Annotated in this window: 23 protein-coding genes and 1 tRNA gene; 8 read left to right on the forward strand and 16 right to left on the reverse strand. The window is 61.4% G+C overall.

The window, feature by feature from the left end:
• Nucleotides 1-28 precede the first annotated feature (28 nt).
• From AC1RME_RS28245 to AC1RME_RS28260, 4 genes are all read right to left on the reverse strand, one after another.
• Nucleotides 29-103, reverse strand: a tRNA-Gln gene (locus tag AC1RME_RS28245).
• Between the two features lie 37 nt (nt 104-140).
• Entirely contained in the window at nt 141-992 is an 852-nt protein-coding gene (ispE, locus tag AC1RME_RS28250) for a 4-(cytidine 5'-diphospho)-2-C-methyl-D-erythritol kinase (RefSeq protein WP_096822731.1), read from the reverse strand.
• A 2-nt stretch (nt 993-994) separates the two neighbouring features.
• Complete coding sequence (gene lolB, locus AC1RME_RS28255; protein WP_096822732.1) at nt 995-1612, reverse strand: lipoprotein insertase outer membrane protein LolB; 618 nt, start codon at nt 1610-1612, stop codon at nt 995-997.
• A gap of 3 nt (nt 1613-1615) precedes the next feature.
• Nucleotides 1616-3340 carry a tetratricopeptide repeat protein gene (locus tag AC1RME_RS28260; RefSeq protein WP_096822734.1) on the reverse strand — a complete coding sequence of 575 codons (1725 nt, stop codon included), beginning with the start codon at nt 3338-3340 and terminating at the stop codon, nt 1616-1618.
• A 182-nt stretch (nt 3341-3522) separates the two neighbouring features.
• Between AC1RME_RS28260 and hemA the strand changes: the two genes are divergently transcribed.
• From hemA to AC1RME_RS28290, 6 genes are all read left to right on the forward strand, one after another.
• Nucleotides 3523-4809, forward strand: a complete 1287-nt coding sequence (gene hemA, locus AC1RME_RS28265; protein WP_007951716.1) for a glutamyl-tRNA reductase — start codon at nt 3523-3525, stop codon at nt 4807-4809.
• Nucleotides 4806-5888 carry a peptide chain release factor 1 gene (gene prfA / locus AC1RME_RS28270; RefSeq protein WP_096822736.1) on the forward strand — a complete coding sequence of 361 codons (1083 nt, stop codon included), beginning with the start codon at nt 4806-4808 and terminating at the stop codon, nt 5886-5888. The genes hemA and prfA overlap by 4 nt, the downstream gene beginning before the upstream one ends.
• The gene (gene prmC / locus AC1RME_RS28275) at nt 5889-6719 is read left to right on the forward strand and encodes a peptide chain release factor N(5)-glutamine methyltransferase (protein ID WP_096822738.1); all 831 of its coding nucleotides are present in this window, start codon (nt 5889-5891) and stop codon (nt 6717-6719) included.
• Entirely contained in the window at nt 6713-7468 is a 756-nt protein-coding gene (locus tag AC1RME_RS28280; RefSeq protein WP_096822740.1) for a molybdopterin-synthase adenylyltransferase MoeB, read from the forward strand. The genes prmC and AC1RME_RS28280 overlap by 7 nt, the downstream gene beginning before the upstream one ends.
• The gene (murI, locus tag AC1RME_RS28285; RefSeq protein WP_096822741.1) at nt 7461-8252 is read left to right on the forward strand and encodes a glutamate racemase; all 792 of its coding nucleotides are present in this window, start codon (nt 7461-7463) and stop codon (nt 8250-8252) included. Before AC1RME_RS28280 ends, murI begins: the two co-directional genes overlap by 8 nt.
• A 109-nt stretch (nt 8253-8361) precedes the next feature.
• Nucleotides 8362-8880 carry an acyloxyacyl hydrolase gene (locus tag AC1RME_RS28290; RefSeq protein WP_096822791.1) on the forward strand — a complete coding sequence of 173 codons (519 nt, stop codon included), beginning with the start codon at nt 8362-8364 and terminating at the stop codon, nt 8878-8880.
• A gap of 41 nt (nt 8881-8921) precedes the next feature.
• Here the strand turns inward: AC1RME_RS28290 and AC1RME_RS28295 are convergent, their stop codons facing one another.
• From AC1RME_RS28295 to AC1RME_RS28350, 12 genes are all read right to left on the reverse strand, one after another.
• Complete coding sequence (locus tag AC1RME_RS28295) at nt 8922-9227, reverse strand: YkgJ family cysteine cluster protein (protein WP_096822743.1); 306 nt, start codon at nt 9225-9227, stop codon at nt 8922-8924.
• A gap of 53 nt (nt 9228-9280) precedes the next feature.
• Nucleotides 9281-9772 (reverse strand): DUF2878 domain-containing protein, encoded by a 492-nt coding sequence (locus tag AC1RME_RS28300; RefSeq protein ID WP_096822745.1) that lies wholly within the window; start codon nt 9770-9772, stop codon nt 9281-9283.
• A complete protein-coding gene (locus tag AC1RME_RS28305; protein ID WP_493092031.1) occupies nt 9765-11039 on the reverse strand; it encodes a class I SAM-dependent methyltransferase in 1275 nt (424 codons plus the stop codon). The genes AC1RME_RS28300 and AC1RME_RS28305 overlap by 8 nt, the downstream gene beginning before the upstream one ends.
• Nucleotides 11026-11841: a DUF1365 domain-containing protein gene (locus tag AC1RME_RS28310; RefSeq protein ID WP_096822749.1), complete on the reverse strand. Its 816-nt coding sequence runs from the start codon at nt 11839-11841 to the stop codon at nt 11026-11028. The genes AC1RME_RS28305 and AC1RME_RS28310 overlap by 14 nt, the downstream gene beginning before the upstream one ends.
• Nucleotides 11838-13085 (reverse strand): NAD(P)/FAD-dependent oxidoreductase, encoded by a 1248-nt coding sequence (locus AC1RME_RS28315; protein WP_493092032.1) that lies wholly within the window; start codon nt 13083-13085, stop codon nt 11838-11840. Before AC1RME_RS28315 ends, AC1RME_RS28310 begins: the two co-directional genes overlap by 4 nt.
• On the reverse strand, nt 13082-13864 hold the full coding sequence (locus tag AC1RME_RS28320) for an SDR family NAD(P)-dependent oxidoreductase (protein ID WP_096822753.1): 783 nt from the start codon (nt 13862-13864) through the stop codon (nt 13082-13084). Before AC1RME_RS28320 ends, AC1RME_RS28315 begins: the two co-directional genes overlap by 4 nt.
• The gene (locus AC1RME_RS28325; RefSeq protein ID WP_493092033.1) at nt 13861-14283 is read right to left on the reverse strand and encodes a nuclear transport factor 2 family protein; all 423 of its coding nucleotides are present in this window, start codon (nt 14281-14283) and stop codon (nt 13861-13863) included. Before AC1RME_RS28325 ends, AC1RME_RS28320 begins: the two co-directional genes overlap by 4 nt.
• Nucleotides 14276-15721 (reverse strand): deoxyribodipyrimidine photo-lyase, encoded by a 1446-nt coding sequence (gene phrB, locus AC1RME_RS28330; protein WP_493092035.1) that lies wholly within the window; start codon nt 15719-15721, stop codon nt 14276-14278. Before phrB ends, AC1RME_RS28325 begins: the two co-directional genes overlap by 8 nt.
• Before the next feature lie 20 nt (nt 15722-15741).
• Entirely contained in the window at nt 15742-16683 is a 942-nt protein-coding gene (locus AC1RME_RS28335; RefSeq protein ID WP_493073512.1) for a MerR family transcriptional regulator, read from the reverse strand.
• Nucleotides 16683-17636, reverse strand: a complete 954-nt coding sequence (locus tag AC1RME_RS28340) for a YbgA family protein (RefSeq protein ID WP_096822759.1) — start codon at nt 17634-17636, stop codon at nt 16683-16685. The genes AC1RME_RS28335 and AC1RME_RS28340 overlap by 1 nt, the downstream gene beginning before the upstream one ends.
• A 111-nt stretch (nt 17637-17747) precedes the next feature.
• Nucleotides 17748-17963: a TIGR02450 family Trp-rich protein gene (locus AC1RME_RS28345; protein WP_096822761.1), complete on the reverse strand. Its 216-nt coding sequence runs from the start codon at nt 17961-17963 to the stop codon at nt 17748-17750.
• Nucleotides 17960-18946 (reverse strand): NAD(P)/FAD-dependent oxidoreductase, encoded by a 987-nt coding sequence (locus AC1RME_RS28350; protein ID WP_096822763.1) that lies wholly within the window; start codon nt 18944-18946, stop codon nt 17960-17962. The genes AC1RME_RS28345 and AC1RME_RS28350 overlap by 4 nt, the downstream gene beginning before the upstream one ends.
• A 197-nt stretch (nt 18947-19143) precedes the next feature.
• Here AC1RME_RS28350 and AC1RME_RS28355 point away from each other — a divergent pair, with 197 nt between their 5' ends.
• Entirely contained in the window at nt 19144-20046 is a 903-nt protein-coding gene (locus AC1RME_RS28355) for a TIGR01777 family oxidoreductase (RefSeq protein ID WP_096822765.1), read from the forward strand.
• A 13-nt stretch (nt 20047-20059) separates the two neighbouring features.
• Nucleotides 20060-21082 (forward strand): ferrochelatase, encoded by a 1023-nt coding sequence (gene hemH, locus AC1RME_RS28360; RefSeq protein ID WP_096822767.1) that lies wholly within the window; start codon nt 20060-20062, stop codon nt 21080-21082.
• Nucleotides 21083-21104 lie beyond the last annotated feature (22 nt).

Consider the following 21104-nt stretch of genomic DNA (forward strand, 5'->3'; position numbering starts at 1 on the left):
AGGGTATACCTGGATGAGTATAGGAAAATGGCAGGGGCGGCTGGATTCGAACCAACGCATGGCAGGATCAAAACCTGCTGCCTTACCGCTTGGCGACGCCCCTGTATCTGTTGCTTGCAAGTGCCGGGCACTTGGTTCCTTTAGAGCAGACTTTGCAGCTTGCGATGCAACATCGAAACGTTGCTTCCTTTCGCTACAAACCCTGTAAGGGTCTCTGTCAGAAGGGCCGAGACTTTATCAGCTTCAGCTTTGCTTGGGAAGCCCCCAAACACACAACTTCCAGTTCCGGTGAGTTTTGCTTCGGTAAAATTACCTAACAAATTCAATGCGTTACGTACTTCTGGATAACGCCTTGCTACCACCGGCAAGCAGTCATTTCGACTGTTTCCCTCGGGAACGGGGCGCACTTTAATGGGCGGCGTGTTACGTGTCAACAACGGATCTGAAAAAATTTCTGCCGTACTAACAGAGACTTGCGGAACGAGCACGACATACCACGGTTCGACAGGCTCGACAGGGGTCAGTTTCTCGCCGACACCTTCGGCGAAAGCCGCGTGCCCGCGCACGAAAACCGGGACGTCGGCACCCAGGCTCAGGCCCAGTGTTGCCAGCCGATCTTCATCCCAGCCCAACTGCCATAGATGATTGAGGCCGAGCAGCGTGGTCGCCGCATTCGAGCTGCCGCCACCGATGCCACCGCCCATCGGCAGGATCTTGTCGATCCAGATATCGATGCCGAGGGCGCAACCGGATTGTTCCTGAAGTTTTTTCGCCGCCCGTACGATCAGGTTGCTGTCGTGGGGCACGCCGTCGAATTCGGTGTGCAGGCGAATCACGCCATCGTCGCGCACTGCGAAGGTGATTTCGTCGCCGTAGTCGAGGAACTGAAAAATCGTCTGCAACTCGTGATAGCCGTCTTCACGGCGACCGAGAATGTGCAGCATCAGGTTGAGTTTGGCCGGAGAAGGCAGCGTCAGGCGTGGAGCGGTCATGCTTATTGCCCCAATTTACGCGGTTGCCAGGTCTTGATGACCAGCGTCACGTCCAGGTCGGTGCCGTGCAGTTTGATCCGCTCGGGCAACCAGTAACCATTTTGTTCGGCATAACCCAGGTATTCGACCTGCCAGCCGTCCTGCTCCAGATTGGCCAGGCGACTGTCGCCATCGAGGGTCAGGCGGCTCTTGCTGGCCGGAGCCGGCAGGCCGCGAACCCACCAGGCCAGGTTCGATACCGGCAATTTCCAGCCGAGCTGTTCTTCCAGCAGGACTTCCGGGGACTGCGCGTCATAGCGGCCCTGGTTGGCGACTTCCAGCGAGACTTTGCCCGGGCGACCGGTCAACCGCGCAGCGCCGCGACCCAGCGGGCCGGACAGGCGGATGTCGTAATAATCCTGGCGCTGCAGCCAGAACAGCGTGCCGCTGCCCGAGTCTTTCGGGGCGCGGATACCGATCTTGCCGTCGATCTGCCAGCCATCGAGGCCGGTCAGTTGCTGTTTGTTAGCGGCCCATTGTGCCGGGCTGCCATGGCCCTCGACCGATTCGCGAGCGCCAAAACCCGCGCAACCGGCGAGCAGGGCGATGAAGCTGAAAACTATGACGTGGCGCAAAAACATGAGTTAAAGAGTCTCGGATCCGGTCAGGCGCTTGATGGTGCTGCGCAGAATGGTGCTGTCGGGCTGATCCTTGAGGAACTTGCCCCAGATTTGTTTCGCTTCGCGCTGATTGCCCTTGGTCCACAGGACTTCGCCCAGGTGAGCGGCGACTTCGTGATCGGGGAAGCGCTCGAGGGCCTGGCGCAGGTACTTCTCGGCGTCATCCAGGTTGCCCATGCGGAAATTCACCCAGCCGAGGCTGTCGAGTACCGCCGGGTCTTCCGGATTGATCTGATGGGCCTGCTCGATCAGCGCCTTGGCTTCGGCGTAGCGGGTGGTGCGGTCGGACAGGGTGTAGCCGAGGGCGTTGAGGGCCATGGCATTGTCCGGATCGCGCTTGATGATCAGGCGCAGGTCTTTTTCCATCTGTGCCAGGTCGTTGCGTTTTTCCGCCTGCATTGCCCGGGTGTAGAGCAGATTCAGATCATCCGGGTATTGCAGCAACGCCTGTTGCAGGGTTTTCCAGGCCTTGTCGCCCTGATTGTTGGCGGACAGGGTCTCGGCCTCGATCAGGTACAACTGGATCGCGTAATCCGGCTGCGCATCACGTTCGGCGGCCAGCTTGCTCTGGGCTTCGGCGGTCTTGCCGTTGTTCATCAGAATATCGGCCTGACGCAGTTGCGCCGGCAGATAGTCGTTTCCCGGTCCGACCTGGGCGTACTCGATCAGCGCGCCTTGCGGGTCGTTGCGTTCTTCGGCGATGCGGCCCAGGTTCAGGTGCGCGGAATCGACATGGCTTTCGCGGGCGATCAGGTCTTCCAGGTAACCCTTGGCCTCATCCCAGGCCTTGGCTTCCAGGCAGACCAGTGCCAGCGAGTAACGCAGTTCGTCGTCTTCCGGGTATTGCTGGACCAGGGTCGAGAATTCGACCTTGGCGTCATCCATCCGGTCCTGTTCCACCAGCATCCGCGCGTAAGTCAGGCGCAGGCGCTTGTCGTCCGGGTACTTCTTGATGTTTTTCTGCAGCAGCGGCAGGGCCTCGTCGCCACGGTTCAGCCCTTGCAACAGGCGGGCGCGCAGCAGGATCGGGGCGATTTCGCCGTCATCTGGCGGATTGTCTTCGAGCAGGGCCAGCGCACCTTTGGTGTCGCCATCCTGCTGCATCAGCAGGGCCTTGCCGAAAATCAGCTGATTGTTGTGCGGGTGACGCTGCAACAGACGGTCGAAACTTTTCATCAGACCGTTGCGGGTTTCCTGATCGGTGTCGGCGGCCGACAGCGCGAGGAAGTCGAAATGGGTGTCGCCCTTGCCCTGCAGGACTTTCTCCATATAGACCATCGAGTCGTCATAGCGCCCGGCGCGAGCCAGTTGCACGGCGGCGGCGCGTTGCGCTTCGAGGTCATCCGGGGCGTTTTTTGCCCAGATCAATGCGGTATCCAGCGCCGGTTGATCCGCGCCCAGGTACTCGGCAATGCGGAACGCCCGCTCGGAAACACCCGGATCCTGGGTGTTGATGGCCTGGGTCACGTAGTTGTCCAGGGCAATGTCGAAACGATTGCGCTGGCCGGCGAGTTCGGCACTCAGCAGGCTGAACACCGTTTCCTCGCTGAACGAGCTGTAAACCTTGGGCTTTTCAGGGGCTGGCGTGGTGTCTTCGACCGATGAGGTGCCATCGTGCGAAACGGGGGCCAAGGCCTGGCAGCCGCTGAGGAAGACAAAAGCAAGGAGCAACGCGGAAGATCTATTCATATAGGAAGAGGACGACTAACCTGCGGTCGGATCATCATGACACAAGCCTTCGGCCAAACATAACCGAGTCTCGATTGTGGCCATTATAGGGGCGGACAATTGGGACAATAGTCAGCGGTAGTTGTTCTGAATCTGACGAAGTAGGACAATTGCCGGCTTCACGTCACCATCAGCGACCTTGAATGGCCTTCCTTGCACTCGGTATCAACCACAAGACTGCTTCAGTAGACGTCCGCGAGCGCGTGGCCTTTACCCCTGAGCAGCTGGTGGAGGCCTTGCAGCAGCTCTGCCGACTCACCGACAGCCGCGAAGCTGCGATCCTTTCCACCTGCAATCGCAGTGAACTGTATATAGAACAGGATCAGCTTTCGGCCGATATCGTGCTGCGCTGGCTGGCCGACTATCACCATTTAAGCCTCGATGAGCTGCGCGCGAGTGCTTATGTGCACGAAGATGATGCGGCAGTTCGTCACATGATGCGGGTCGCCTCCGGGCTCGATTCGCTGGTGTTGGGCGAACCGCAGATCCTCGGCCAGATGAAATCGGCCTACGCCGTGGCCCGCGAGGCCGGCACCATCGGGCCGTTGCTGGGCCGGTTGTTTCAGGCAACGTTCAACGCTGCCAAGCAAGTGCGCACCGACACTGCCATTGGTGAAAACCCGGTGTCCGTGGCGTTTGCCGCCGTCAGCCTGGCCAAACAGATTTTCAGCGACCTGCAACGCAGTCAGGCCCTGCTGATCGGCGCCGGCGAGACCATCACCCTGGTCGCCCGCCATCTGCATGAGCTGGGGGTCAAGCGTATCGTGGTGGCCAACCGCACACTGGAGCGTGCCAGCCTGCTGGCCGAACAGTTCGGTGCGCACGCGGTGCTGCTCTCGGACATCCCGGCCGAACTGGTGCGCAGCGACATCGTCATCAGCTCCACCGCCAGTCAGTTGCCGATCCTTGGCAAGGGCGCGGTGGAAAGCGCCCTGAAGCTGCGCAAGCACAAGCCGATCTTCATGGTCGACATCGCCGTTCCCCGTGACATCGAGCCAGAAGTCGGCGAACTCGACGACGTTTACCTCTATAGCGTCGACGATCTGCACGAAGTGGTCGCCGAAAACCTCAAGAGCCGCCAGGGCGCAGCGCAAGCGGCCGAAGAGATGGTTTCGGTCGGTGCCGACGATTTCATGGTGCGCCTGCGTGAACTGGCGGCGGTCGATGTGCTCAAGGCCTATCGTCAACAGAGCGAACGCCTGCGCGACGAAGAGCTGCAAAAGGCCTTGCGCCTGCTGGCCAACGGTGGCAACGCCGAAGACGTGCTGGGCCAGTTGGCCCGTGGCCTGACCAATAAACTCCTGCACGCCCCGAGCGTACAGTTGAAAAAGCTTTCTGCCGAAGGCCGCCTCGATGCGCTGGCCATGGCCCAGGAACTCTTTGCCCTCGAGGGCTCACCGGATAGCTTTTCGGATAAAAAACCGCAATGAAAGCGTCACTGCTCAATAAGCTGGATATCCTCCAGGACCGTTTCGAGGAACTGACGGCGCTGCTTGGCGACGCCGAAGTCATTTCCGACCAGACCAAATTCCGCGCCTATTCCAAGGAATACGCCGAAGTCGAGCCGGTCGTCGAAGCCTATAAACAGCTGCTCAAAGCCCAGGCCGACCTGGAAGGCGCCCAGGCGCTGCTCAAGGACGGCGACCCGGACATGCGTGAAATGGCCGTGGAAGAAGTCCGCGAAACCAAAGAGCAACTCATCGAACTGGAAGCCACCTTGCAGCGCATGCTGCTGCCTAAGGACCCGAACGACGGGCGCAACGTGTTCCTCGAAATCCGCGCCGGCACCGGTGGTGACGAGGCGGCGATCTTCTCTGGCGACCTGTTCCGCATGTATTCGCGTTACGCCGAGCGGCGTGGCTGGCGGGTGGAAATCCTCTCGGAGAACGAGGGGGAGCACGGCGGCTATAAAGAAGTCATCGCCCGGGTTGAAGGCGACAACGTCTACGGCAAGTTGAAGTTCGAGTCCGGTGCCCACCGCGTGCAGCGTGTGCCGGCCACCGAATCCCAGGGCCGGATCCACACCTCGGCCTGCACCGTGGCCGTGTTGCCGGAGCCGGACGAGCAGGAAGCGATCGAGATCAACCCGGCGGACTTGCGCGTCGACACCTACCGATCCTCCGGGGCCGGTGGTCAGCACGTCAACAAGACCGACTCGGCGATCCGTATCACCCACTTGCCGACCGGCATCGTGGTCGAGTGCCAGGAAGAACGTTCCCAGCACAAGAACCGTGCACGGGCGATGGCCTGGCTGTCGGCCAAACTCAACGACCAGCAGACCGCAGCGGCGGCCAACGCCATCGCCAGTGAGCGTAAATTGCTGGTGGGTTCCGGTGACCGCTCCGAACGCATCCGCACCTACAACTTTGCCCAGGGCCGGGTCACTGACCATCGCGTCAACCTGACCCTGTATTCCCTCGACGAAATCCTCGCCGGTGGCGTCGAAGCGGTGATCGAGCCGTTGCTGGCCGAATACCAGGCCGACCAACTTGCAGCGATAGGTGAATAAATGACCATCATCGCCAGCCTGTTGCGCGCCGCCGAACTGCCGGACTCACCCACCGCGCGCCTGGACGCCGAACTGCTCCTTGCCGCGGCGCTGGGCAAGTCGCGCAGTTTTCTTCACACCTGGCCCGAGCGCATCGTGCCGAGCGAAGCCGTGATGGTCTTCGCCGAATATCTGCAGCGTCGTCGCAGCGGTGAACCGGTGGCCTATATTCTCGGCCAGCAGGGTTTCTGGAAGCTCGATCTGGAAGTCGCGCCACACACGTTGATCCCGCGTCCGGACACCGAACTGCTGGTGGAGGCCGCACTGGAATTGCTCCCGGCGACCCCGGCCAAAGTGCTCGACCTCGGCACCGGCAGCGGCGCAATTGCGCTCGCTCTGGCCAGCGAGCGCCCGGCGTGGAACGTCACCGCCGTGGATCGTGTGCTGGAAGCCGTGGCCCTGGCCGAACGCAACCGTCAGCGCCTGCACCTGAACAACGCCACGGTGCTGAGCAGTCACTGGTTCAGTGCCCTCGAAGGCAAGCGTTTCGAGCTGATCATCAGCAACCCGCCGTATATCCGCGCCGCCGATCCGCATCTGGTCGAAGGCGATGTGCGTTTCGAACCGGAAAGCGCGCTGGTGGCCGGCGTCGACGGGCTCGACGATATACGCCTGATCATTGCCCAGGCGCCTGCACATCTGGAGGCCGGGGGCTGGCTGATGCTCGAACACGGCTATGATCAAGCCGAAGCCGTGCGCGATCTGCTGCTGACGCAAGGTTTCGAAGAAGTCCACAGCCGCACCGATCTGGGCGGCCATCAACGGATCAGCCTGGGGCGCCTGCCGTGCTGAATGATCAGGAATTGTTGCGCTACAGTCGGCAGATCCTGCTGCAACACATCGACATCGATGGCCAGTTGAAGCTCAAGGACAGCCGTGTCCTGATCGTCGGCCTCGGCGGTCTCGGCGCACCGGTGGCCTTGTACCTGGCGGCGGCGGGTGTCGGTGAATTGCATCTGGCGGATTTCGACACGGTCGACCTGACCAACCTGCAACGCCAGATCATCCACGACACCGACAGCGTCGGCATGACCAAGGTCGACTCGGCGCTCAAGCGCCTGAGCGCGATCAATCCTGAAATTCAACTGGTGCCCCATCGCCAGGCGCTGGACGAGGACTCCCTCGCTGCTGCCGTGCTTGCGGTGGATCTGGTGCTCGACTGTTCGGACAATTTCTCCACTCGCGAAGCAGTCAACGCTGCGTGTGTGGCTGCGCGCAAACCGCTGGTCAGCGGCGCGGCGATCCGCCTCGAAGGGCAGCTCTCGGTGTTCGACCCGCGTCGTGCCGAAAGTCCGTGCTACCACTGCCTGTACGGTCACGGCAGCGAAGCCGAACTGACCTGCAGCGAGGCCGGCGTGGTCGGTCCTCTGGTTGGCCTGGTCGGCAGCCTGCAAGCGTTGGAAGCGTTGAAGTTGCTGGCAGGATTCGGCGAGCCACTGGTGGGTCGTCTGCTGTTGATCGATGCACTGGGCTCGCGCTTCCGTGAACTGCGGGTCAAGCGTGATCCGGGGTGCAGCGTCTGTGGTTCGCACCATGCGTGAGGCGCCGATCGCCGTATTCGACTCCGGCGTCGGCGGCCTGTCGGTGCTGGCGGAAATCCAGCAGTTGCTGCCCAATGAATCGCTGCTCTACCTCGGCGATTGCGGCCACATTCCTTATGGCGAGAAAACCCCGGAGTTCATTCGCGAGCGTTGCAGCGTGATGGCCGGTTTTTTCCGCGAGCAGGGCGCCAAGGCGCTGGTGATCGCTTGCAACACCGCGACCGTGGCCGGCGTCGCTGACCTGCGGCGTGACTTCCCCGACTGGCCGATTGTCGGCATGGAGCCGGCAGTCAAACCGGCTGCTGCCGCCACTCGCAGCGGAGTAGTCGGCGTACTCGCCACCACCGGCACCTTGCAGAGCGCGAAATTCGCGGCCTTGCTCGATCGTTTTGCCACCGATATTCGGGTCATTACCCAACCTTGCCCGGGACTGGTCGAGCGGATCGAAAACGGCGACCTGCACAGCGAAGCGCTGCGTCAGTTGCTTCAGCACTACGTCGAACCGCTGCTGGGCGCAGGCTGCGACACGATCATTCTCGGTTGCACCCACTATCCGTTTCTCAAGCCGATGCTCAAGACGATGCTCCCCGACGACATCAGCCTGATCGACACCGGCGCCGCTGTGGCCCGGCAACTTCAGCGTCTGCTGGCCGAGCGCGAATTGCTCGCCGAGGGCCCGAACCGCCCCGCGAAATTCTGGACCAGTGCCGATCCGCAATCCCTGAAAAACATCCTGCCATTGCTGGGACAATTGCCCGGCGATGTGCAAAGCTTCGGTTTGTAAAAAAGTTGCGTCATAACTGAAAAATCAGCTGAACTTCTGTTCAAACGCCGATTTCTATAGCGTCAAGCAAACTAAAAACCATACGACCGTTCGGAAAAGGATGTTTCAAGTGAAGCGACTATTCTGCTTGGCCGCGATTGCGGCCGCACTGATGGGGCAAAGTTTTACCGCGCAAGCCGCGGGTGTGGAATTCGGGGTTGGGGCCACCAGCGATTCAACGATGACGTATCGCCTGGGGATGAATTTCGACTGGGACAAGAGCTGGCTGCAAAGCGATGTCGGTCGCCTGACCGGTTACTGGAGTGGCGCCTACACCTACTGGGAAGGCGACAAGGGCTCCAGCAACAACAGCCTGTCGTTCTCGCCGGTGTTTGTTTACGAGTTTTCCGGCGAGTCGATCAAGCCGTACGTCGAGGCCGGCATCGGCGCTGCGGTGTTTTCCAACACCGAATACGAAGGCAACAAGATCGGCCAAGCCTTCCAGTTCGAAGACCGTTTCGGTTTCGGTTTGCGCTTCCATGGCGGGCACGAGGTGGGGATTCGCGCGACTCACTATTCCAACGCCGGCATGTCGAGCAACAACGACGGGGTAGAAAGCTACTCGTTGCATTATTCGATGCCGCTGTAACACCCATGAAAAAGGAGCGCCCGGCGCTCCTTTTTTTGTATTCAGCGATACGCCGTGGCAATCCCCTGGCGTTCGTCGATGCATTCCGGGGCGCCCATTTCGAATTCGCGGCAGATCAGCGGGCGTTTTTCGTAGATCGTGCACATCATCGTGTCGCGATCCAGTGCCGCGCACCAGCCGTCGTCCAGGCGCAACATCACTTCACCACCCCAATCATCGGTATCGATATAGCGCTCGGGCACGCCGGTGTCGGTGATCAGCATGACTTCGAGCTGACAGCAGCAGGCCGCGCAGGTCGAACAGGTGACTGCGGGCTCGTCGATTGGCTGGAGGGGAATGGTTTTCATGGGCGCCAGTGTACGGCAGTGCCCGGTATGCGTGTGAAAGCTCTGACAGACGATCAGTCTTCCAGATGCCCGGACAGTTGGTGCAACAACGGAAACAGCAGCGCCCACAACAGACCGATGCCGATCAAGGTCGGTAACTCGCCGTAGGGAAATTGCACTCCGGCCAGTCGTCCACCGGCGCAATACGACAACGCACCACCGACGGCTCCGAGCAGAGCCGCCAGCCACCAGGGCCGGGCGCTCCATTGCAGGCAATGGCGTAACGTCGTGGCGAGCAGTGCCCACAACAACATCAGCCACAGCGGAATCAGCGGCGACAAATCCTTGAACTCGAACACCCCGAGGCCGCGCAAGCCACTGTCCACGGCCGTACCCAGAATCACCACGCTGAGAATCAGTCGACCCTCCGCCGCCCAACTGCTGATCCAGCGCAGATGAATCACCAGCACCGCCAGCGCCACCAGCAACCACAGGCTGTTGCCGCCGAGCACGCAGGCCAGCCAGCCAATCTGGAACAGAACGGCGTTGGCGATCCGCTCAAGCATCGAAGCGCCCGAGCAGCGGTGCCGGCATGGCCGCCGGTTTGGCCAACAGCAATTGCGCGGTGCCGATGGTGCGTTCGAGGAAGCCGCCCTCGCAGTAGCACAGATAAAACTCCCACAGCCGCAGGAAATAATCGTCGTAGCCCAATTCGCTCAGACGGCCGTGGGCATGGCGAAAGTTCTCATGCCACAGGCGCAGGGTCCGGGCGTAGTGCAGGCCGAAATCTTCCATGTGCAGCAGGTTCATGTCGGTGTCGCGGCTGACGATTTCGAGCATCTTCTGCACACAGGGCAGGGCGCCGCCGGGGAAGATGTAACGCTGGATGAAATCCACGCCGCGTTTCGCCTGCTCGTAACGCTGGTCCCGAATGGTGATTGCTTGCAGCAGCATCAGGCCGTTGCTCTTGAGCAGGTGCGCGCATTGCTTGAAGTAGGTCGGCAGGAAGCGATGGCCGACCGCTTCGATCATCTCGATCGATACCAGTTTGTCGTACTGGCCGGTGAGGTCGCGGTAGTCCTTGAGCAGCAGCGTCACTCGATCCTGCAAGCCGAGACTTTCGATGCGCCGGGCCGTGAACGCGTATTGCTCTTTGGACAGCGTGGTCGTGGTGACTTTGCAGCCATAGTGCTGCGCGGCGTACAGCGCCATGCTGCCCCAGCCGGTGCCGATTTCCAGCAGGTGATCGCCGGGCTTGAGCGCGAGTTTCTGGCAGATCCGCTCCAGTTTGTTCAGCTGCGCCTGTTCCAGGCTGTCGTCGGGGTGCAGGAACTGCGCCGCCGAGTACATCATGGTCGGGTCGAGAAACTGCTCGAACAGATCGTTGCCGAGGTCGTAGTGCGCGGCGATGTTTTTCTGCGAGCCCTTGCGCGTGTTGCGGTTAAGCCAGTGCAGACCACGCACCAGCGGCCGGCCGATTTTCGCCAGTCCGCCCTCCATGCCATCGAGCACCTCAAGGTTGCTGACGAAGACCCGCACTACCGCCGTAAGGTCCGGCGAACTCCAGTAACCGTGAATGAAGGCTTCACCCGCACCGATCGAGCCGTTGCCCGCGACCATGCCCCACGCCGCCGCATCAAGGACATGAATCTCGCCCAGCAACGCACTGCCCGGGGTGCCGTAGACCTGGCGTTCGCCGTCCTCGATCACCACCAGTTGTCCATGCTTGAGCTGTGCGAGCTGACGCAGAACACCGCGGCGCAGCAGCGAACCGGTGATGCCGTGCGTACTGAACGGGATGGCGGCTCTGGCCGAAACACTAGAGGATTTCATGGCGGTGCTCCTCGGGAGACGCAGTGGCGGTTCGAAAGCTGTCGTCGGCCGTCCGATGGGGAAACAGCGGGGTGCGCTTGAGCAGCAATCGCAGGGCCTGCCAATAGATCGCGAGGGCGGTCTTGGCGGTCATCCAGGGAAAGCGCCACAGATGCCGGTGCAGGTTGCGTCGATCAAGAGGTTCGCGTTTCAGGTTGAGCGTGGCGTCGAACAGTTTTTGCTCGCCTTGCCAGTCGGCCATGTGCACGCCCAGGGTTTGCGCGGCGGGGCTGAAGCTCATGCGGTATTCCAGATCCGGCGGCAGGAAAGGCGAAACGTGAAACGCCTTGGCCACGGCGAAATGCTGGTGGAAGTCGCGTACGTTGGTCGGCGACCGCGCCGGCAGCACATAGTGATAGCGCTCGCGCCACGGCGTGTTGCTGACTTCGCAGAGAATCGCCGCCAGTTGCCCGTCGGCCTCGTGGCAATAAAAGAAACTCACCGGGTTGAATGCCAGGCCCCAACTGCGAGGCTGGGTCAGCAGGCAGATCGAGCCCTGCGGCTCGTGACCGAGGGCCTCACCGACCAGCAGGCGCACGGCATCGATCAGCCGCACACCACGACCGGTGAAGGTCTTGAGGTAGTCGGTCTCGCGAAATGAGAACGGGGCAAACCGGCTCGCGCCTGCCAAGGGCGAAAGGCTCAGCACGGCGTCCTGTTCGGCCAGGTCGAGATAGATCAGGCCGATCCGGTAGCGGAATTCATGACGGCGCGGAGCGAATCGCCGATGGGCGATCCAGCCGCTGTAGAGCGCGCTGTTCACAGGCTTTCTCCGAACGCGGCGGCCACGCGTAAAGCGCTGACCACGCCGTCTTCATGAAAACCATTGGCCCAGTACGCGCCGCAATAATGGGTGTGTTGTGCTCCGTCGAGTTCGGCCCAGCGCTGTTGTGCCGCCACCGCTGCGAGGCTGAATTGCGGATGGGCATAGGTGAAACGGGCAAGCACTTTGGACGGGCTGATGCCGGCGCTCTGGTTGAGGCTGACGCAGAACGTGGTGTCGCTCTGGATGCCTTGCAGGATATTCATGTCGTAAGTGACGGCCGCCTGGGTATGGCCGGCCCCGCCGAGGCGATAGTTCCAGCTGGCCCAGGCCCGTTTGCGCGTCGGCAGCAGGCGGGTGTCGGTGTGCAGCACCACTTCGTTGTCGGCGTAGGGCAGGGCACCGAGAATCTCCCGCTCGGCACTGCCGGGATTGGCCAGCAGACGCAATGCCTGATCGCTGTGGCAGGCCAGCACGACTTTGTCGAAGTGTTCGATGTCGGCGGGGCTGTGGATAACCACGCCGTGTTCGTTGCGATCGATCCGGTTTACCGGACAGTTCACGCGGATCCGTTCTTTGAAAGACTCGGTCAGCGGCGCGATGTAAGCACTCGAACCGCCCTCGATCACTCGCCATTGCGGACGATTGCTGACCGACAACAAACCGTGGTTCTCGAAGAACCGCACGAAGAACTGCAACGGAAAGTTCAGCATCTGGGCCATCGGCATCGACCAGATCGCCGCGCCCATCGGCAGGATGTAATGCAGGATGAAGCGCTCGCCGTAACCGCCGGCCTTGAGGTAATCGTCCAGCGTGGTGTCGCTGGCGATCCGCTGTTCGGCGAGGTCGCGCCGGGCTTCCTTGTTGAAGCGCAGGATGTCGCGCAGCATGCCCCAGAACCCCGGTGACAACAGATTGCTGCGTTGGGCGAACAGGCTGTCGAGGTTGTTGCCGTTGTATTCCAGGCCGGTGTCGGGGTCGGTCACCGAAAAGCTCATCTCGGTGGCCTTGGCGGTTACGCCCAACTGGCCGAGCAAGCGAATGAAGTTCGGGTACGTCCAGTCGTTGAACACGATGAACCCGGTGTCCACTGCGTAATCTCGCCCATCCACCGTCACTTTTACTGTGTGCGTATGGCCGCCGACCCGGTCGCCGGCCTCGAACACCGTCACGTCATGTCGGCGATTGAGCAGGTAGGCGCAGGTCAGGCCTGCGATCCCGCTGCCGACAATGGCGATGTTCACGTCAGATCCCTGAGCGGCGGGCTGCGCCGCACCATGCGTTTGCCAATCGCCAGTTGTACCCGCGCCGGCATTTTCGACAATGGCCAGAGCGCAGCCATGAACAGCGCCGGAAAGGCTATCTCCAGAGGCCGCTCCTTGAGTCTGCCGAAGATGTGACTCGCCGCTTTTTCCGCAGGCCAGCTCAATGGCATCGGGAAATCGTTTTTGGCGGTCAATGGTGTTTCGACAAAGCCCGGGCTGATGACCGTGACTTCAATGCCTTCGTCCGCCAGATCGATGCGCAACGACTCGAACAGATACCGCAACCCGGCCTTCGATGCGCCATAAGCTTCGGCCCGAGGCAATGGCACATAAGTGACGGAGCTGGCCATGCCCACAAGATGCGGCGCGGTCCCTTTGCGCAGCAAGGGCAGGGCGGCTTCGATGCAGTAGCTGCTGGCGAGCAGGTTGGTGCGCACCACGTGCTCGATGATCGAGGCGTCGAACTGCTGGGCATCGACGTACTCGCAGGTGCCGGCGTTGAGAATCACGCTGTCCAACGCCCCCCAGTCCATCGCGATCTGTTCACCGATTTCCCGCACGGTCTGGCTGTTGGTCAAATCCCCCGGCAGCACCAGCACTTGGCCCGGATAGCGTTGCGACAGCGCTTTGAGTGGTGTGACCTGACGGGAACTGACCGCCAGGTGTGCACCGGTTTTCAGAATTTCTTCCGCCAGTGCTGCGCCGATGCCACTGCTGGCGCCGGTCAGCCAATAACGGCGTGGCGTTGAACGACTCATCCCAGTCTCCTTTTCAGCCAGGCAATCACCCGGCCCAATACAGGTAGATGTTCATAAAGCAGCGCCCCGGCATCGAAGTAATCCCGGTGGCGATAAACCTTGTCGCGCCAGAGCAGGTGCGAGCAGCCCGTGACGCGAATCAATCGCCCGCCCGCCAGACGCGGGTGGCGGTAACTCATGACCCAGCGCAGGTAACCTTCGCAGTCGCCGATCTGGTCGAAACCGTGGAAGTCGAACCGCAGCTCGCTGACATTGGCGTAGAGCTCGCTGAAGTAGCTGCGCAATTGCGTCAGCCCCTGCACCTCGTGCAAGGGGTCGGTGAAATGAATGTCCTCGCTGTAGAGCGCGCCCAGGCTGTGCAGGTTGTCTTTGTTCAACTGCGCAAACTGGCGGGCGAAACGGCGCAGAAATTCACTCATGCCCGCCTCCGGCCGCCTGGCGTGACGGCAGGTTCTTGAACGCGCTCAGTGCCCGCTCCCGCGAGGTGCTCAGGTTGACGATCGGCGGTGGATAGTCCGCCACCCCGAACAGCCCGCCAGCGCTCGCCGGGTTGTGCACTTCCTTCTTGTTCAGTCCGGCCAGTTCAGGCAGCCAGTGTTTGATGAACAGGCCTTCGCTGTCGAATTTTTCCGACTGGCTGACCGGGTTGAAAATCCGGAAGTACGGCGCTGCATCGGTGCCAGTTGAAGCGCTCCACTGCCAGCCGCCGTTGTTCGCCGCCAGATCGCCGTCGATCAGGTGGCGCATGAAAAAACGCTCGCCTTCACGCCAGTCGATCAGCAGGTTCTTGGTCAGGAACATCGCCACCACCATCCGCAGGCGATTGTGCATCCAGCCGGTTTCGAGCAATTGGCGCATGGCCGCGTCGATGATCGGCAGGCCGGTGCGCGCCTCCTGCCAGGCCGCCAGTTCCTGCGGCGCATCGCGCCAGGCCAGGGCTTCGGTTTCTGGGCGGAACGCGCGATGCCGGGACACCCGCGGGTAACCCACCAGAATGTGTTTGTAGAACTCGCGCCACAGCAGCTCGTTGATCCAGGTGACGGCGCCGACCTTGCCGCTTTCGAATTCGCCCTGATTGGTTTGCAGCGCGGCATGCAGGCACTGGCGCGGCGAGATCACACCCGCCGCGAGATAGGCCGAGAGCTGGCTGGTGCCAGGCTTGGCCGGGAAGTCGCGTTCGCTCTTGTAATAGTCGATCTGCACGTCGGCGAAGGTGTCGAGGCGTCGTTGGGCCTCGGTTTCGCCGGCGGGCCACAGGTTGCGCAGGGCCTGGCCGGGTGTCGGGAAACCCTCGATGGATTCGGGCACCGGGTCGCTGTCGATATTCAGCGGGACCTGCGCCGACGGCGCCTTTATCAGCGCCGGCATCGAGCGATGCAAACGTTCGTAGCAGACTTTGCGGAACTGGCTGAACACCTGAAAGTAGGTGCCGGTCTTGGTCAACACGCTACCGGGTTTGAACAGCAATTGATCTAGGTGGCTGTGGAACGTGATGCCTTCGGCTTGCAAGGCTCGCGCAACCGCTGCATCGCGGCGGCTTTCGTGAATGCCATATTCCTCGTTGACGTGAACGGCCTCGACCTTCCATTGCCGGCACAGCTCAAGCAGCACCGCTGGCGCCTGATCCCAGCGCGGGGCGCTGCGGATCAACAACGGGATGTTCAGTGCTGCGAGGCTTTTGCTCAGCTCCCGCAGGTTGCGCAGCCAGAAATCGATCTTGCACGGGGCGTCGTCATGTTTCTGCCATTGCTCGGGGCTCAACAGGTACACGGCCACGGTCGGGCCACGCTCGGCGGCGGCCGTCAGGGCGGTGTTGTCATGTTGGCGCAGGTCGCTGCGCAGCCAGATCAATTGCATGGTGTTCTCGACAGTCTTCATCAAATCAACTCTCGCTCTATCAGCACCTGATGCGCCGCCAGAGGATCTTCGGCCAGGTACAGATCAGCGATCTCGGAGGTTCTTACGGACAACTCGGCGTGGTGGATGCACACCGTTGGTCCGGCAATCATTTTCAGGCAGCTGACGCCATTCAACAGCTTCGGCAACTGCGCAAGGTTCATGGCTTTGCTGGAATACAGCAGTACGCCACGGGCTTGCAGATGATCGACTGCCAACGCCAGTTCCCCGGCCGGCAGCGGCCAGTCAAACACCTGCACCGGGCAATCGGCGCTGCTGATCAGCCAGGCGCAGAGCCACAGGTGCGGCTCCAGCAGTAAGTCCGAATGATTGACCAGCAGCAGTGGCGCACCGCGCAACTGACGGTTGTTATGGTAGATGCGTGCGCCAAATTTGCTACGCAGCCAGGCGTGAAAGAACACCCGCTCCATCTGCGCACCGAACTGGCCCTGCCAGCGCTGTTCGAGTTCCGCCAGCAACGGCATCAGCAATTGCTCGCACAGGGTTCGCGGCGGGTACAACGCCATGGCCTGGTTGACGCTGTCGTCGAGGCTGCGTTCGTTCAATTGGATGACCGCCTGCAGTGCGGCTTGATGCAACGGCTGCCATTCGTTTTCCAGCGGCTCGTTGAAGGCTTGCGGTGTGTCGAGCAGCGGTTTGACCTGACTGACCGCAACACCCCGGTTGAGCCAGGTGAGGATGGTCTGGATGCGCTGCACGTGTTCGGCCGAATACAAACGATGACCTTTAGGCGTGCGCTGGGGCACGATCAATCCGTAACGGCGTTCCCAGGCGCGCAGGGTGATCGCGTTGACGCCGGTCTGGCGCGCGACCTCGCGGATCGGCAGCCAGCCGTCGTCGAGGGCTTTCTTGAAGTCGGCGCCGAGGTCTTCGCGGGCGCTGCTGTCGGGTGAGTCGTTCATCAAATGGCGTTTCGCAGGCTGAGGTTTTCCGGGTGCGGTTGCAGGTAAACCTGTTGCGCGATGTACGGATCGGGGTGTTGACGAAAGTGATGCTTGAGCAGCGTCAGCGGCACCACCAGCGGCACGATGCCGTGGCGGTACTGGCCAATGACGTGCTGCATTTCCTGTTTGTCTTCGGCGCTGATGGCCCGTTTCAGGTAACCGCAGATGTGCTGCAACACGTTGCTGTGGGTGCGGCGTGTGGCGCAGGTGGTCAGCGCTGCCATCAACTGGCTGAAGTAGCGCGGGCCGAGCTCCACCGGATCGATCCGGCCCATGTTGCCCAGCAGATTGCCCAGCGCCTTGTATTGCACCGGGTTATGGGCCATCAGCAGGTACTTGTAGCGGGAATGGAAGTCGGTCAGGGCGCGGCGGCTCAAGCCGTGTTCGAGCACCTGCTGCCAGTCGCTGTAGGCGAACACTCGGGTAATGAAATTTTCCCGCAGGACCGGATCGTTCAATCGTCCGGCTTCCTCCACCGGTAGATCTGGGTGCCGGGCACAGAAGGCCTGGGCGTAGATCCCGCGCCCGCTGCCGATCGGCGCGCCGTTGTGGTGATAGACCTTGACCCGCTCCAGCCCGCAGGACGGCGATTGCTGCATGAAGATGTAGCCGCAGATGTCATCGAGTTCGGTGGCCATTTTCTGGCCATAAGCGGACAGCGCATCGGTGACGTCTGTCTCGCGATGAACAGTGCCGAGGGCTTGTGGATGATCCGGGTCGCCGACCAGACGAATCGGCTCGCGGGGAATTCCCAGGCCAATCGCGACTTCCGGGCAGACCGGGACGAACTGGAAATACTCAGTGAGGGTGCGGGTGCACAGCCGCGATTCCTTGTGCCCGCCGTTGTAGCGCACTTCGGCTCCCATCAGGCAGGCGCTGATGGCGATCTTGGGTGGGGACGGTTCGGACATGGAGGCACCTCGAATCTGAATTTGTACAAAATAATTATTCTGTACAACATTCCTTCAGCATAGATTCAAGGGTGTACAAGTCAATTTATTTGTACAGGATTTTGGCGAGAACTAGAGCCAGCCCATTTTCCAGTGCGCATCGTCCTGCAATGCGTGCCAGTCCAACTGCGTGCTGTGTCGGGTCAACACAGCGTGTAATTCAATCTCCAGCACCGTGCCATCCTCGTCGCAGAATAGTCTGGTTATCAGAAAATGCTTTTCACGGTTTTGCGGGAGGGCTGCTGTCCATTTCGACAGCAGCAGTTTGCGCGGATTGAAGCGGTTCACTGCAGGTGTTCGTGCAGGCGACGTGCAGCTTCCTGACCGCTGAGCCACGCGCCTTCGACCCGGCCCGACAGGCACCAGTCGCCGCATGCATACAGCCCCAGATCGGCATCCGCCAGCGTGCCCCATTCATGGCTGGTGGATGGGCGGGCATAGAGCCAGCGGTGGGCGAGACTGAAGGTGGGCGCGGGCATGGCGCTGTGCAGCAATTCGGCGAAGGCACCGTGCAATTGCTCGATCACGGCTTCCTTGGGCAGATCGATATGCTGCCGGCTCCAGGCACTGGTGGCGTGCAGGACCCAAGTGTCGAGGGTGTTGTCGCGCCCCGGTTTACTGCGGTTGCGGGCCAGCCAGTCCAGGGCGCTGTCCTGTACGAAGCAGCCTTCGATGGGTGTATCCAGTGGCGTGTCGAAGGCGAGGGCGACGGCCCAGGTCGGGTCCATCTTCACGCCTGCAGCAGCCCCGGCGAGTTTCGGCGCAGCGGCCAGCAACGCGGTGGCCTGTGGGGCCGGGGTGGCGATCACCACATGGCTGAACGGCCCGTGGGTGAAGCCTTCGGCATCTTGCAGGTGCCAGTGTTCTTCGCCGCGATAGACCTCGGTGATCCGGCAGGCGAAGTGCACTTCCAGGCCGTCGAGCAAGCCACGGGTGATGGCGCTCATGCGCGGTGTGCCGACCCAGCGGGTCTGCTCGTCCGGCGACAGGTTCAGTTGCCCGCCATGATAGGTGTAGAGCTGCGGCGTCCACTCGGCGACCCAGCCCTGGCTTTGCCAGCGCTGGACCTCGGTGACGAAGCGTCGGTCGCGGGCGGTGAAATACTGCGCGCCCATGTCCAGCGAGCCGGCGTCACTGCGCTTGCTCGACATGCGCCCGCCGCTGCCACGGCTTTTATCGAACAACTGAACGCTGTGCCCGGCCTCTGTCAGGGCCTGGGCGGCGGAGAGTCCGGCGATGCCGGTGCCAATGATTGCGATAGGTACAGTCATAGGGGCCTCGTTTACCTTTCTGTACAGACTACGCCGTGGATGAAACCTGTACAATTTTGTTTTTTGGTATAACTTCCAGCGTTTTCGCTCTGACAGCTTGGCCTATTGTTAAACAATAGAGCCTGCCCGATAGAAAAGATCCCTGCTTATAAAAATAGACTAGGGATCGGGGTAAAACGCCACGCGAGGAAGATGTCATGCACATATTGCTGACCGGCGGTACTGGATTGATCGGACGTCAGCTCTGCCGGCACTGGTTGGGGCAGGGACATCGCTTGACCGTGCTGAGTCGTCGCGCGGAAAAAGTCGCGAAAATCTGTGGAGCGCCAGTGCGTGGCATTGCGCGTCTGGAGGACTTTGGCGACGAGCCGGTCGACGTGATCGTCAACCTCGCCGGCGCGCCGATTGCCGACCGGCCGTGGACCCATCGGCGTAAAGCCGTGTTGTGGAGCAGTCGCATCACGCTCACCGAAACGTTGCTGACGTGGCTGGAAAATCGCGGGCAGAAACCGTCACTGCTGATCTCCGGCTCGGCGGTGGGTTGGTACGGTGACGGCGGCGAGCGCGAGTTGACCGAAGATTCGCCACCGGTGATCGACGATTTCGCCAGTCAGTTGTGCATTGCCTGGGAAGAAACCGCGCAGCGTGCCGAAGCGATGGACATTCGTGTGGTGCTGGTGCGGACCGGGCTGGTGCTGTCGGCCGAGGGCGGTTTTTTGTCGCGCCTGTTGCTGCCGTTCAAACTCGGACTGGGCGGGCCTTTGGGCAATGGTCGGCAGTGGATGTCGTGGATTCATATCGACGATCAAATCGCCCTGATTGATTTTCTTCTGCACCGCAATCAGGCCAGCGGTCCTTATAATGCGTGCGCACCGAAACCTGTGCGCAATCGCGAATTCGCCAAGACGCTGGGCAGCGTGCTGCATCGCCCGGCGTTCATGCCGATGCCGGCCCTCGCCTTGAAGGTCGGGCTCGGCGAGATGTCATTGCTGTTGCTGGGTGGCCAACGGGCCACGCCGGCACGCTTGCTGGAAGCCGGATTCAGTTTCCGCTTCACGGATTTACGCGCGGCCCTGGACGATCTCTCCAGCCGCCTCTGAAATAGGACGTTGCATGACCGATCACGCCTTGCTTCTGGTCAACCTGGGTTCGCCGGCCTCCACTTCGGTGGCCGACGTGCGCAGCTACCTCAATCAATTTCTGATGGACCCGTACGTGATCGACCTGCCGTGGCCGGTGCGGCGTCTGTTGGTGTCGCTGATCCTGATCAAGCGCCCCGAGCAGTCGGCCCATGCCTACGCCTCGATCTGGTGGGATGAAGGCTCGCCGCTGGTGGTGCTCAGCCGTCGCCTGCAACAGCAGATGAAGGCGCAGTGGACCCACGGCCCGGTGGAACTGGCCATGCGTTACGGCGAGCCATCGATTGAGACAAGCCTGTTGAAGCTGGTCGCGGCGGGGCACAAGCGCATCACCCTCGCGCCGCTTTATCCACAGTTCGCCGACAGCACCACGACCACCGTGATCGAAGAAGCCAAGCGGGTTGTGCGCGAGAAGAAACTCGATGTGCAACTGTCGGTATTGCAGCCGTTCTACGATCAGCCGGAATACCTTGATGCGCTGGCGGAGAGTGCCCGACCGCACTTGCAGCAGGATTACGATCACCTGCTGCTGAGCTTCCATGGCTTGCCGGAACGGCACCTGAAAAAACTCAATCCGGGGCACAGTTTCGAGGGCGGCGGCGATTGCTGTGCCGGTGCACCACCGGAGGTGGTTGCCACCTGCTATCGCGGCCAGTGCCTGCGCACGGCGGCCGAGTTTGCCAAGCGCATGGGCATCCCGGACGGTAAATGGTCGGTGTCGTTTCAGTCGCGGCTGGGCCGGGCGAAATGGATCGAACCCTACACCGAAGCGCGGCTGGATGAGTTGGCCAAGAGCGGCGTGAAGAAGATTCTGGTGATGTGCCCGGCGTTTGTCGCCGATTGCATCGAGACCCTGGAAGAGATCGGCGATCGCGGCAAGGAACAGTTCCGCGAGGCGGGAGGGGAGGAGTTGGTGCTGGTGCCGTGCCTGAACGATGACCCGCAATGGGCAAAGGCATTGGCGACGCTTTGTGAGCGGGCGCCACTGGCTCTCTGAAAACATGGTCGTTCCCACGCAA

It is taken from the genome of Pseudomonas sp. GW822-FHT03F08, assembly GCF_058801265.1.